Consider the following 12,303-nt stretch of genomic DNA (forward strand, 5'->3'; position numbering starts at 1 on the left):
CCCTGCAATGGCTCTCACGCATGGAAAAAAATATCGTTTCTTAAGTGTATCAATTTTTGCAGTCGCGATTGCGGCTGAACTTTCACAGATGTTTTGGGAACTACCATAGAAAAAGTCCCTGCCAGGAATGTCGCTTCCTGGCGGATATTGTTGAAAAACTATTCCGGACCTGATTTTGCGCAACTATGATTCCACCGATGCGCAAAATACGCACCAATTATTCAAACAAATCGCAGCACTGATTCAATGATTGCGTTACATCCTTAGGCGAACGAGTTTTTCAACAAAATCGGCGCAAAGCGGACATCCCCCTCTCCCGCGCGGCTATGCTGCGCCGGACGACCTCTGCCCCGCTGAAGAAGTGGGGGAGCCGTCTTTGGCGGGTCTCAGACCCTTCGGCTGATGGCGTTGTTGCGAAGCGTTCCCAAACAAAAAGTTTCACGCGGAGACGCGGAGCGGGCGGAGCAGATGATGGCCGATGGGAAGAGCGATTGGGGTGAGAGTAAAAACTCGCTGGCGGATTTGGCCGGTGAGCAGGGCGTGCCGCGAGTTTTTACTCTGACCCCAAACTCCCAATGACCCCGCGTCTCCGCGTGCCTCCTTGTTTGCGCACGGTGCGTGCTTCGAGGCTCGCCGCATGACGGCGCAACACTCTTTAGACGGCATGACGCGGCTCGCTCCTCAGCATGAGGGGAGTTTTAAGAGAGTTTGGTAAGAGCCTTTTTGATTGTCCTCCGCTCTAATATTCGAACTGATAGCTCAGCCCGATCGAGTCGCCGTTGTCTTGCAGCGGGGTGGAGGGGGTGGTGGCGGCGCGGGGGCCGGTGTTGACTTGGGCTTGGGCTTTCAGGTGCTTGGTGATGTCGACCTGGACCGTTGCCTTGGTGCCGCCGGACAAATCCTGCTGGGCGCCGATGTAGACGTTACGCAACACATACTTTCCCGCCTCGATGCTGGTCGAGCCGATGCCGCTGGCGCCCGACCCGTTCGAGCCCACCGCAAGGCGGTCGAGCCCGAGGCTTTTGCGCATGGTGCCGACCGGATCGAAACCGCCGCCGCCGCCGCTCAAGGTCGCCGCCGCCTGGGCGACGCTGGCAAGCTGCATCGCCGACAGCGATTTCGAACTCTGCTGGAACAGAAGCTGGGCGAGGATTTCATCCTGCGGCAACGACGGCGTGCTCGACAGCTCGATGTGCGGCGCCGAGGCGGTGCCGGTGATCTTCAGCGTCGCGGTGATGCCGTTCGAGTCCTGCTGCGCCACCAGATCGAGACTGGGATCGAGGCGGCTGCGCAACGCCTGGCCGTTGAAGCTGATCCGGCCCGAGGTGAAGGTCAGATTGGCGCCGCCGAGGCTGAGCGTGCCGCGCCGCATTTCGAGCGCCCCTTCCACCTGCGGCGCGCCGCTGCTGCCGGTGATGGTGAGCGAGCCTTCGAACTCCGCTTCCAGCCCGCGACCGCGCACGAAAATCTGCCCCGGCGACGTCACCTTGAGATCAAGCGCGATGCGCGTCGTTTTCGGCGGCGGCACCGGCGGGCCCTGGCGATGACGGCGGACGTTGAGGCTCGCCACCTCGGCAGGGAATTTCTCCGGGATGTTGATATTGCCGCGGCGAATGGCGAGGGTGCCGGCAAGGCGCATCTCGTCGCTCAAATGGCCCTGCAATTTCAGCTCGGAATCGAGCGTGGCGGTCATCAGGTCGCTGGAAATCGGCCGCGCGTTGGACGCCTTGAAAGTGATGTCGACCGGCGTGCCCTTGGCGGCGAGATCGATCGTGCCGGACCCGGAAATCGTGCCCGGCCCTGCCTTCGCCGTGAATTTGCTGAGCCGGATCGCCGAGCCTTGCGCATCGATGACGGCATTGACATCGGTGAGCGCGAGGCCGCGGGTGTAATCCTGAACCTGCGCGCCGGTCAGCGTCGCCTGCCCGACCACGTTGGGATTGGCGGTGGTGCCGGTGACCGCAACATTGAGCGCGATCTTGCCGCGCACGTTCTCGCCGATCGACGCCAGCCCCGACAGGATGACGCCGAGATCGGCGGTGCCATTGGCCTTGACCGCCATCGATCCTTGCGCCGGAACCGTGCCGGCAACGGTGAGCTGCATCGCCTTGGCTTCGACGAAGGTGGCGGCGAATTTGACGCCATCGGCGTAATCGATCGGCGCCGGCTGGGCCAGCGTGATGGTCTGATCGCGCCACACCCCTTCGAAGCGGGTGATGGTGGCGTGCTTGGCCCTGGTGTCGGCAGCCGCGTCCATCGCAACGCTGAAGGCCTGGCCATCGCTGGTGGCGATTTGCGTCTTGGCGGCGAGAGTCAGCGCGGTGAGCGGGCCGTTGAGGTGCGCTTCCGCCGAACCCGATGCCGCCCCGGTAGCGAAATGGGGCACCGCGACGGTCAACGCCAGCACCGGGGCGGCGAACGGATTGGCGATGGTGCCGGCGATATCGAGACGGTCGACCTTGGTCGCACCGGCGACAAGATTGGCGATGCCGGCATGGACGGCGGCGACATTGCCGCGGAAATCGGTGCGGGCATCGACGCTGCCCGCCAGCGCGGCGCCGACCAGCGGCGCGAAATCGGCGAGCCGGGCGATCCGCACACTGACGGAGCCCTGCGGTGTGGCACCGGCGATCAGCACCGAGCCTTGGGCGTGGGCGCTGCGCCAGCTGGCGTCGGCGATATCGATTTTCCAGTCGCCCGGCTGGGCGGCGGCGACATCGGCCTTGACCGATACCGGCGAGCCATCGAAACGGCCGGCCGCGCGCAGATGGGCATTCTTGAACGCGGGAAGCCCCAGGATTTCGGCATCGAGCGTGACGGTCTGGCGAGGCGTGCCTTTGGTCGCGGCCAGAGCGGTGCCGTGCAGCGTCAAGGTGCCGTTCTGCGGCGTGCCACTGAGGTTGGCGCGCAGGTTGATGTCGCCGATCAGCGTCGGCGCCAGACGCGACAGATCGTTGAGCGCGATGTCGGCGGTAAAGGATTGCCGCGTCGGGGTGGAGTTGCCGCGCACATTGGCTTTCGCCGCGGCCGCTTCAAGCGAGCCCTGAACAGTAAGGCCCGAGGTATCGATGCTGGCGGTGGCGGCGAGTTTCGCCGTTCCCAACAGCCGCGCTACCGCACTGTCGCCGCGCGCCGCGATGGTGCCGGCCGCCTTCACCTCGGTCGTCGTGTCGGTGCGGCGGAAATCGGCGGTGAAATCGGCGCGGCCCTCGGCAGCTAGACCCGTCAGCGGTGCCAATGCGGCGAGCGACGGCGCTGCGAGCTTGACCGAGCCGGTCATCGGCAGGCGCGTGGTGGTGTGGCCGCTGGCGGTCAGAGCGGGATGGCTGAGGGCGAAGCGCACCGGGCGGTCGGGCGCGGCGAGATCGGCATCGGCAGTGATCGCCACGGGCGCCGACGCGAACACCGGCTTCTTCTCGCCCGCGAGCACCAACCCCTCCAAGCGGCCGCCGAAATGGGCCTTGCCGCCGGTGCCTGTGATCGTCGCATCGATCAGCGCGATGCGCGTGCCGCCCGACACCAGGCCGGAAATCTTGGCGCCGGCAGCGATGTCGGGCCGCTTGAACGGGCCGTGCAAATGCCCGCGCACCGAGACCAGCGACCACGCCAGCGTCTTGCTCGGCTGCATCGCCGGTGCGACGACGGAAAAATCGATGTCGGCCTCGTCGGCCTTCAGATCAAGCGCGCCGCCGCCGAACATGTCGAGCAGGCCGGCGGTCAGACTGAAGCGCACCGCATTGGCCCTGCCCTGCACACCGGCGTTCGCTTCCACCACCACCGGCCCGAGATCGGGCAATCCGATCAGGCCGCCCGCCAGCCCCTCGCCGTCCTCATCGACACGGATGGTGCCGCGGGCGACGTCGTCGGCAATGCCGAAATGGATTTCATAGCGGCCCGGCGCATCCTGGCGGCGGATGGACAGATCGGCGGCCACGTCGTGGCGCGAGGCATAATGCAGCTTGCCCGCGGCCGACAGCACCGCGCGCCGCCCCAGCACCGCCGGATCGAGCGTGATGTCAGGCAGCGCGATGGCGCCGATGTCGATCACCGTGGTGGAGGGGCTGGCGGTCGTCTGCGGCGGCTGGCGGTTGCGGGCGACGGCGATCTTGTCGGCGGCGATGCGGTCGATGCGGATGTGGCTGCCGAGCGCCGACAGCGGATGCCAATCGAGCTTGACGCCCTCGGCGCTGAGCCACGGCCCGCCGCCATCGCGCAGCGTCAGCTTCTCGACCGCGAGATGGCTTGGCGTGCCGGAAATCCCCTCGACCGCCACCATGCCGCCCGACAAGGGCTCGATCAGCCAGCCGAGCAGGCGGTGGCCGGGCGGGGTGTAGAGGGCGAACAGGACGAACAGCAGCAATCCGCCTACGGACGAACCGGCGATCACGCCCAAGCGCTTGCCATTGCGCCTTATCCATGACGCCAAAGATGATCCCATCTAGAAGGCCTGGCCGATGCTGATGTAAATCTCGAACGCGTCCCCGTTCGGGACTTTGGTCACCGGCACCGCGACATCGGCCCGGATCGCCCCGATCGAAGTATAGTAGCGCGCGCCGACACCGGCACCCACCTCAACGCTGCCGTTGAGCGGAAGACTGTCGGCGCTTGCCTGTCCTGCATCAACGAACGCGGCGAAACCGTAATCGCTCCACAGCCGCTGGCGATATTCCAGCGACACCGCGTCGATCGAGGCCGCGCCGGTGGGATGGCCGTTGGCGAAATGCGGACCGATCGACTGATAGCGGAAACCGCGCACCGTGCCCGAACCGCCGGCATAAAGGCGCTGGTCCGGCGGCAGATCGAAATTATCGCCGCCCTGGATCGAGCCCACCAGGGCGCGCGCGGCGATCACCGAACGGCCGTCGCCGGAGACGTCGAAATACACCGAGCCCGAGGCCTGCAGCACCGTGAACAGCAGCGTCTTGGCGCCGAACGCCACCGTCGGCGTCACCGAAACGGAAGCGCGCGCGCCCTTGACCGGATCGGCGAGCGGGTCCTTGAGGCCGGTGGTGTCGTAAACCGCCGTCACCGGCGCGGCGAGCAGGTCGTAGGAATAGTCGAAGCCTTCCTGCGAAACCTCGTCGTGGGTGTAGGTCAGGCCGGCGGTGCCGTTCCACAGTTTGGAGAATTTCTTGCGCGCGAAAATGCCGAACGTCTCGGCAGTCTGGGCATAGGCATCAAGGTGCTGCTTGATCGCCGCAACGTTGAGCTCCAGCTCCTGGTCGTCGCGCAAAAACCGCGGCTTGATGAATTGGGCGCCGACATCATAGCCGATGCCCTCGGTCGCCGTGCCGCCGAGCCCGATGCCCGAGGCGGTGAGATTGAGCTGCTCGCCGTTGCCGAGCAGGTTGCGATGCGACCACTTCGCCGCCAGACTGACGCCAAGGTCGGTGGAATAGCTGCCCGACAGCGCCACCGCGTGCTTGGGCCGCTCCTGCACGTCGAATTTGAGCGGCACGGACTCGTCGGACGCCGCCTCCTTCACCGCCTCCACCGAGACACCGGAAAACACGCCGAGTCCGACCAGCTTGAGCCGCGCCCGCTCGATTGCGCTCGGCTGATAAAGATCGCCGGGATGAACGGTGAGGCTGTCGCGGGCGTAGGTCTCGTTGACGTCCTTGAGGCCGACAATCGCAATCGCGCCGATCCGCATTTTGCGGCCGGGCTCCATCGCGAAGGAAATGTCGATCGCATTGGCGCTATCGTCGGCATAGGCAGCGGGGGCATCGACCTTGGCGAAGGCGTAGCCCTTTTCCTGCAGCGCCGACAGCAGCGCCCCCTGCCCGCCCAGCACCCGCGCGGCAATCGCCGGATCGCCACTGTGCAATCCGAGCACCGCGGCCCAGTCGAAGTCGGGCGGAACCGTTCCTTCCACGGCAACGCGGCGGAGCGTGTATTGCGGACCCTTCTCGATGACGGTCTTGACTTCCACCATCTGGCCCTGCGGCACCTTTTCGAGCACGTCGGGCAGCGTCTTGTCGGAAACATCGAGACCGGCAATGGTGATTTTGATGCCCGCCTTGTAGTAGCCGAAACTTTCCATCACCGTCTGAAAGCGGCCGTAATCGCCGCGGGCGCGGTCGATGAGAGCGAACGGCGGCGCCGGCGTCTTGTCGCGCAGGCTGATCAGCAGCGAGGAATCGCGCAGCGCCGCGTCGACCGCACCGTCGCCGGTATCGGGGTTGGACAGAGTGTAGCCTTGCGGATCGGCAGCCCAGGCGGCACTGACCAGAACAGCGGCGGCGAAGACGGCAGCGAGGCGGCGCATAGGATCACTTAGGCGCAAAATCCGCCCTTTGTGAAGGGCCCAAACGCCGCTTTCACCGTCTTGTGCTCCCCCAAATTACGCTACCGAAATCACGCCGCCATGCGCGGGCGATGGAAGAACAGCGCCTGCCCGATGGTCGCCCGCACCGTGTCGCGCGAGAACGGCTTGGTGACGAGATAAGTCGGTTCCGGGCGCTGGCCGGTGAGCAGGAATTCCGGATAGGCGGTGATGAACACCACCGGAACGTCAAGGTCCTCGACGATCGCCATCGCCGCATCGACGCCCGACGAACCATCGGCGAGCTTGATGTCGGTCAGGATCAGCTCGGGCCGGCGCTGGCGGGCAAGCCGCACCGCATCGTCGCGCGTCGCCGCGATGCCGACCACGCGATGGCCGAGTTCGTTGACGAGGTTTTCGAGATCGAGCGCGATGATCGCCTCGTCCTCGATGATCAGGACGCGCGATTGCAGATTCTGGTCGATGGCGGCCAGCGCCGCATCGATCTCCTCGCGCACCTCGGTTTCGGAGGCGTCGAGAATGTAGGCGGCTTCCGCAACCGTGAAGTCTTCCACCGAGGTCAGCAGCAGCGCCTCCCGGTTGTCGGGCTGCAGAGCCTGCAGGCGCTGCTCGACGGTGGTGTCGGCACTTGCCTCTTCCGCGCCGGGAAGGTGGATATTGGACGACCATAGTTCGTGGAACAAACGATAGAGCCCGAGCCGCGACGGCACGCTGTCGGGAAGGCTCATATTGCCGTCGAGCAGCGACTCCAGGAGCACACGGACATAGTTGTCGCCGGTGTCCTGCGAACCGGTCAATGCCCGGGCGTAGCGGCGGAGGAACGGAAGATGCGGGCCCAGCGTTTCGGTCATGGTCATAGCGTACCCTTCCCCAATGTAAGCGAGGGGCGAGCGCGCCCCGACGGTTCCTAAAGTCGTGCCGAAAAACTCTGTTCCCTGCCAGGAACAAAAAAGCGGCTTGGTTGTTATTCAGCCTGACAACGCTCAGCCGACAGCGCTCGATTCCTTCCGTTACCTATCGCGGTCAGAGGGCTTTGATGGACAACAAACAGCAGCAAAGGTCCCCGACAATGGAGCGACCGCCGGAAACGATGGAAGCCGACCTCAAGGAAAGCGCTCGCAAATACAAGGCGCACCAGAAGGCGATCACGCGCGGCCTGAGGAAATTCTTCGACACCGTCGCCTCCGAACCCGTGCCGGACGAGTTCATGTCGCTGTTGCGCAAGATGGACGAGGGAAAGCCGGAATGAGCCGCCCCCTCGAAAGACCCCGCACGCCGATGCCGGCGGATTCGCATTCCTTCCGCGACGGGCTGGTGGAGATGATCCCGATCCTGCGCGCCTTCGCCCGCTCGCTGTGCGGTCAGCGCGATCTCGCCGACGACCTCGCCCAGGAGACGCTGGCGAAAGCCTGGCAGGCGCGCGACAAGTTCCAGCTCGGCACCAATCTGAAGGCTTGGCTGTTCGTGATCTTGAGAAACGAATTCTATTCCAACCACCGCCGCGCCAAAACCGCCGCCGATTACAACGCCGCCTATTCGCACGCCTCCGAAGGCGCCGATGCCGAACAGCACGCCCGCCTCGACCTCACCGACCTGATGCGGGCATTCAGCCAGCTGCCGTCGGAGCAGAAGGAGGCACTGATCCTCACCGCCTCGGAATTCTCCTACGACGAAGCGGCGCAAATCTGCGGCTGCGCCGTCGGTACCATCAAAAGCCGCGTGTCGCGCGCCCGAAAGCAGCTGCAGACGCTGGTGGAAGGCACCGCGGGTCATCTCCCGGACCGGCGCGACAAGACCAGCCCGAACGCCGACGATCTCGCCGACGCCCTGTTCCGCAAGGTGCGGGAAGCAAACGCGGAGAAGTTGGTGCGCTAGTCGGTGACGGCGCCTCCGGGGGTAGTTGTGCTCGGTTCCATTCGTCCGCGGCTTATGCTGTTCGTCGGCTTGGCACTCGCCCCGGTGGCCCTGGCGAGCCTGGTGCAGGCGATCTTGAATTTTCGCGCCTACCAGCATGAGACCGACCGCATCCTGGTCCAGACCGCACTCTATGCGGCGTACAGCGAGCAGAATGTCTTCACCCGCGCCGAGCAGGTGCTGCGCTCGCTGGCGCGCCGGCCCGAGCAGACCCGCGTCACGGCCGACTGCTACCGCGAGCTGTCGGATTCACTCGTCGGTGCATTGCCGATCGTCAATCTCACCCGTGTCGACAGCGATGGGCATGTCATCTGCATGGGTGCGGTGGCGCCCGATACGCCGATCTATGCCCGCCTGGCGTGGTGGAACGACCTGCGCAAGGCCGATCACATCATCGTCGGCAACCAGTTCACCAGCAAAATCCTGAACCGGCCGCTGCTGCCGATCGCCCTGCCCTTGCACGATGGCGACGGCCGTTTTTCCGGCGCGATCAGCGCGTCCGTCGATCTGAACTGGCTGGAAAGCGCGCCGCAAGTCACCAAACTGCCGAACGGCGCGCTGTCGCTGATCCTCGACGGCTCGGGACAAGTGCTGGCGTCGAACGAGCCGGTATCGTCGGAGCTGGCGACTGCAGTGATCGGCAAGCGCAAGGCGGAACACACCCGCGTCTTCACCGTCAACAGCGATGCCGGCAAGCGCTGGCGCTGGGTGGCCGAACCGATCGGCATCTCCGACAAATACGTCGCCTTCGGCATTCCCGAACCGCGGCTGCTCGGTGTCTTCCGCTGGTACCTGCTCGCCGACGTGCTGCTGACGCTGGCGATCGTCGCCGCCACCTGCGCCGCGATCTGGCTCGGCACCGAGTGGCTGGTGGTACGCTGGACGCTGTATCTCAAGCGCGTCGCGGTCGCCTATGGCCGCAACCACTACACCCTGTCGCTCGACGACATGCGCGAGGCGCCGGTCGAATTCCGCCTGCTCGGACGCGAGATGAAACGCATGGCGCTGGCGATCCAGGATCGCGACCGCACCCTGAGCCAGGCGCTCGAGCAGCAATCGAAAATGACCCGCGAGATCCATCACCGGGTCAAGAACAACCTGCAGATCGTTTCCAGCCTGATTTCCATCTACGCCCAGAACATCGCCAATCCGGTCGCCCGCAGCGCTTTTCGCCAGATCATCGCGCGGGTCGATGCCCTGACCCTGATCCAGCGCCAGATCGAGAAGAACGACAGCGATCCGACCCTCAACATGCCGGTGCTGTTCGATCATCTCGCCGATCAGGTCCGCACCCTGGCGGCGGAAAGCAACCAGACCTTCCGGCTGCACCTGACCATCGAACCGCGCTGGCTGCCGCCCGACATCGCGACCCCGATCGTGCTGTTCGCCATCGAGGCGCTCAGCTTCGACATCTTCCTGCCCTGGCCGGAGAGCCGCACCCGCACCGTGCGGCTGTCGTTTTTCAGCACCGAGGGCGGCTACATGCTGAAGATCGAAGACGAAACCGCCGGGGCGCTGCCGACGCCCGGCTCGCTGTCGGCGCGCATCCTCAGAAGCCTCGCCGATCAATTGCGCGGGCGCTATGGCGTCGACTCCCAAGACGGCGGCGGCGAAATCCTCACATTGCGCATTCCAATCGGCACGACGGTTGCCGGCGACATGGCCGAGGACAGCAACGTCTACGAACTGTCGCGCTCCAAGCCGGGCTAAGCAACCATGCGGTGCTTCGGCAGGCGCATGGTGATGACGACGCCGTCCGGCTGCCAATCGACATCGAGCGTGCCGCCGAGCTGGCCTTCCACCGTCTTCACCGCCAGGACGCTGCCGAACCCATGACGCGACGGAGGGCCGTTTACCCGCGGCCCGCCGCGTTCGGTCCACACCAGCTCGACCTGCTCGCCATCCTCGCGCGTCACCACATGGACCGTTCCGGCCGGTGCCGACAGCGACCCGTATTTGCCGGCGTTGGTGGTGAATTCGTGCAATACCAGCGCCAGGCTGGCCGTCGTGCTGGCATCGATCGCGGCATCCTCGCCTTCCACCACGATATTGGCCGTATCGCCGCTTTCAACGACGTACGGCGCGACCAGGGCATGGATCAGCGTGTGCAGCGTGGTGCCCTCGCCGCCATCGGCCACCGCAGTCTTGCGGGTGAGGTCGTGGGCGCGCGAATAGGCACCGAGACGCTCCTGCACCGCCCGCGCCATCGCATTGGGGTTCTGCGCCGAACGCGCCGACAGGCCGATCAGCCCGCCCGCCACCGCCAGCACGTTCTTCACCCGATGGCTCATCTCGTGCAGCACCAGATTCTGATGCTCGCGAATGCGCATCTGGTCGGAGATGTCGCGCGCGATCTTGGAGGCGCCGATGATCCGCCCGGAGCGGTCGCGCAGCGGCGATACGGTAAGCGCGATCGGCACCAGCGTTCCGTCCTTGCGCTGGCGCCAGGTCTCGTAACGCGCCACCGGCGTGCCGCTGCGGATCGACTCCAAAATCGCCGCCTCTTCCTGCTGACGATCCTCCGGGATCAGGATCATCACCGGCCGTCCGATCGCTTCGGCCGCGGTGTAGCCGAACAAGGTCTCGGCCGCCTTGTTCCAGGTGATGATGGTGCCGCTGAGATCCTTCGAAATGATCGCGTCCTCGGAGCATTCCACGATCGCGGCGAGGCGCTGTTCGAGATAGGCCGCACGGTTCTGTTCGCCGATATCCAGGAGCACGTTCACACCGCCGATCAGCGTTTCGCCCTGGAACATGGGCGTTGCGTAAATGAGGAGCCGAAGCATTCCGTCCGGCCCCTCGATGCGGGCCTCGGCACCGCGGATCGGCCGGCGTTCCTTCAGCGCAATGCTCATCGGGCTTTCGCGCATCGCCACGCCGTCTGGCCAATACAGCGTGCGCGCATTGCTCCAGGCGCCATCGACTGGTTCGGCGCCGAACAACGCCACCGCGCCGGAATTGTGGAACATGATGGTGCCGGCAGCGTCCGTCGTATAGATCGCCATCGGCAGCGCGTCGAACACGCCGGTGAGCAGTCCCAATCCGTCGGCCGATGCGGAAAGCCACTCCACGCCGGCCTTGTCGGACGCGGCTGCGTGCGGGTCCGGCATTCTCAAATCGGTGAGGCCCACCGTTACTCCTTGTCGCCGGGGTGTCCCCCGGCAGGATTTTCGGCAGCGCAAAGGAGAATATTCGCACGCGCCGGAACCTACTCTAGACACAGCCGGCGAACACTGTCTTCAGCTTGCGCTCAGTCGCGGCTGTGACCTTTTTGGGATCGAGCTGGCGGCGCCTGCGGGAAGCGGCGGAACCCGCGCCGGCTCTCGGGGCTTTTCCTATCGCAACTTTCCAACGAGGCGCACACACATGCTCGGATGGGCACTCACGTTCTTCATCCTGGCGCTGATCGCGGCCTTCCTCGGCTTCTTCGCCATGGCCGGGCTCGCCGCCGAAATCGCCAAGCTTCTCCTGATCGCGTTCGTCGTGCTTCTGGCCATCAGCCTGATCACCGGACGCCGCCGCACGCCGCCGATCTGATTTCACCGGAACCGCTCCCGACCCGGAGCGTTGTAGGACAGCGAGCGGGAATTCGACACGGCCGCCCAGCCCCCTTCCCAAGACCGTTCGGGAGCCCGCTCGTTCCAACCCTTCGAAAACCATGGCAGCCAAGGCAAAACCCAAACCGGCGAAGCGGCGGGACGCCGGCGCGGCGCTGTCGAACCGCCCGATCTGGTCGGGCAACCTGCGCCTGTCGCTGGTGAGCTGCCCGGTGGCGCTTTATGGCGCCGTCAGCCGCCGCCGCGATATCGCCTTCCACCTGATCAATCCCGCCACCAACAACCGCATACGGATGGTTCCGACCGATCCCGATGCCGGGCCGGTGAACCGCTCCGACCTCGTCAAGGGCTACGAGTTCGAAAAGGACCGCTACGCCATCGTCACCAACGAGGAATTGAACGGCGTGCGGCTGGAGACCACCGACAATCTCGAAATCGAACTCTTCGTTGACGCCGCCGCCATCGACCGGCTGTTCTGGAATGAGCCCTACTACCTGCTGCCCGACGGAGAGTCGGCAGTGGAAGCCTACAGCGTCATCCGCGAAG

At 65.2% G+C, this 12,303-nt stretch carries 9 protein-coding genes; 5 read left to right on the plus strand and 4 right to left on the minus strand.

What is annotated here, in order from left to right; all coding sequences use genetic code 11:
* Positions 1-739: 739 nt before the first annotated feature.
* The 3 genes from AC1P6P_RS08445 to AC1P6P_RS08455 all read right to left on the minus strand — a co-directional run bounded on the left by AC1P6P_RS08445 (position 740) and on the right by AC1P6P_RS08455 (position 7,143).
* Positions 740-4,438: a translocation/assembly module TamB domain-containing protein gene (locus AC1P6P_RS08445; protein ID WP_481401998.1), complete on the minus strand. Its 3,699-nt coding sequence runs from the start codon at positions 4,436-4,438 to the stop codon at positions 740-742.
* Positions 4,439-6,268, minus strand: a complete 1,830-nt coding sequence (locus AC1P6P_RS08450) for an autotransporter assembly complex protein TamA (protein ID WP_481401999.1) — start codon at positions 6,266-6,268, stop codon at positions 4,439-4,441.
* Positions 6,269-6,357: 89 nt separating this feature from the next.
* On the minus strand, positions 6,358-7,143 hold the full coding sequence (locus AC1P6P_RS08455; protein WP_481402000.1) for a response regulator: 786 nt from the start codon (positions 7,141-7,143) through the stop codon (positions 6,358-6,360).
* A gap of 212 nt (positions 7,144-7,355) precedes the next feature.
* On the opposite strand from AC1P6P_RS08455, the gene AC1P6P_RS08460 reads away from it, so the two are divergent.
* The 3 genes from AC1P6P_RS08460 to AC1P6P_RS08470 are packed head-to-tail and all read left to right on the plus strand — an operon-like array spanning position 7,356 to position 9,910.
* Positions 7,356-7,535 carry a NepR family anti-sigma factor gene (locus AC1P6P_RS08460; RefSeq protein ID WP_481402001.1) on the plus strand — a complete coding sequence of 60 codons (180 nt, stop codon included), beginning with the start codon at positions 7,356-7,358 and terminating at the stop codon, positions 7,533-7,535.
* Positions 7,532-8,161 (plus strand): sigma-70 family RNA polymerase sigma factor, encoded by a 630-nt coding sequence (locus AC1P6P_RS08465; RefSeq protein WP_481402002.1) that lies wholly within the window; start codon positions 7,532-7,534, stop codon positions 8,159-8,161. The genes AC1P6P_RS08460 and AC1P6P_RS08465 overlap by 4 nt, the downstream gene beginning before the upstream one ends.
* 27 nt (positions 8,162-8,188) lie before the next feature.
* Positions 8,189-9,910 carry a sensor histidine kinase gene (locus AC1P6P_RS08470; protein ID WP_481402003.1) on the plus strand — a complete coding sequence of 574 codons (1,722 nt, stop codon included), beginning with the start codon at positions 8,189-8,191 and terminating at the stop codon, positions 9,908-9,910.
* Here the strand turns inward: AC1P6P_RS08470 and AC1P6P_RS08475 are convergent.
* A complete protein-coding gene (locus tag AC1P6P_RS08475) occupies positions 9,907-11,310 on the minus strand; it encodes a PAS domain S-box protein (protein WP_481402004.1) in 1,404 nt (467 codons plus the stop codon). The genes AC1P6P_RS08470 and AC1P6P_RS08475 overlap by 4 nt on opposite strands.
* Before the next feature lie 256 nt (positions 11,311-11,566).
* Between AC1P6P_RS08475 and AC1P6P_RS08480 the strand changes: the two genes are divergently transcribed.
* The gene (locus AC1P6P_RS08480) at positions 11,567-11,737 is read left to right on the plus strand and encodes a DUF1328 domain-containing protein (RefSeq protein ID WP_481402005.1); all 171 of its coding nucleotides are present in this window, start codon (positions 11,567-11,569) and stop codon (positions 11,735-11,737) included.
* A 121-nt stretch (positions 11,738-11,858) separates the two neighbouring features.
* Positions 11,859-12,303 (plus strand): Ku protein (locus AC1P6P_RS08485; RefSeq protein WP_481402006.1); only part of this gene is annotated, 445 nt, incomplete at its 3' end.

The sequence above is a fragment of the Rhizomicrobium sp. genome (assembly GCF_056722145.1).

What these genes read in the sequence shown, in the direction of transcription:
- AC1P6P_RS08445 (WP_481401998.1), bottom strand. Translation starts at nt 4,438, where the DNA reads ATGGGATCATCTTTGGCGTCATGGATAAGGCGCAATGGCAAGCGCTTG.
- AC1P6P_RS08450 (WP_481401999.1), bottom strand. Translation starts at nt 6,268, where the DNA reads ATGCGCCGCCTCGCTGCCGTCTTCGCCGCCGCTGTTCTGGTCAGTGCC.
- AC1P6P_RS08455 (WP_481402000.1), bottom strand. Translation starts at nt 7,143, where the DNA reads ATGACCATGACCGAAACGCTGGGCCCGCATCTTCCGTTCCTCCGCCGC.
- AC1P6P_RS08460 (WP_481402001.1), top strand. Translation starts at nt 7,356, where the DNA reads ATGGAGCGACCGCCGGAAACGATGGAAGCCGACCTCAAGGAAAGCGCT.
- AC1P6P_RS08465 (WP_481402002.1), top strand. Translation starts at nt 7,532, where the DNA reads ATGAGCCGCCCCCTCGAAAGACCCCGCACGCCGATGCCGGCGGATTCG.
- AC1P6P_RS08475 (WP_481402004.1), bottom strand. Translation starts at nt 11,310, where the DNA reads ATGCCGGACCCGCACGCAGCCGCGTCCGACAAGGCCGGCGTGGAGTGG.
- AC1P6P_RS08480 (WP_481402005.1), top strand. Translation starts at nt 11,567, where the DNA reads ATGCTCGGATGGGCACTCACGTTCTTCATCCTGGCGCTGATCGCGGCC.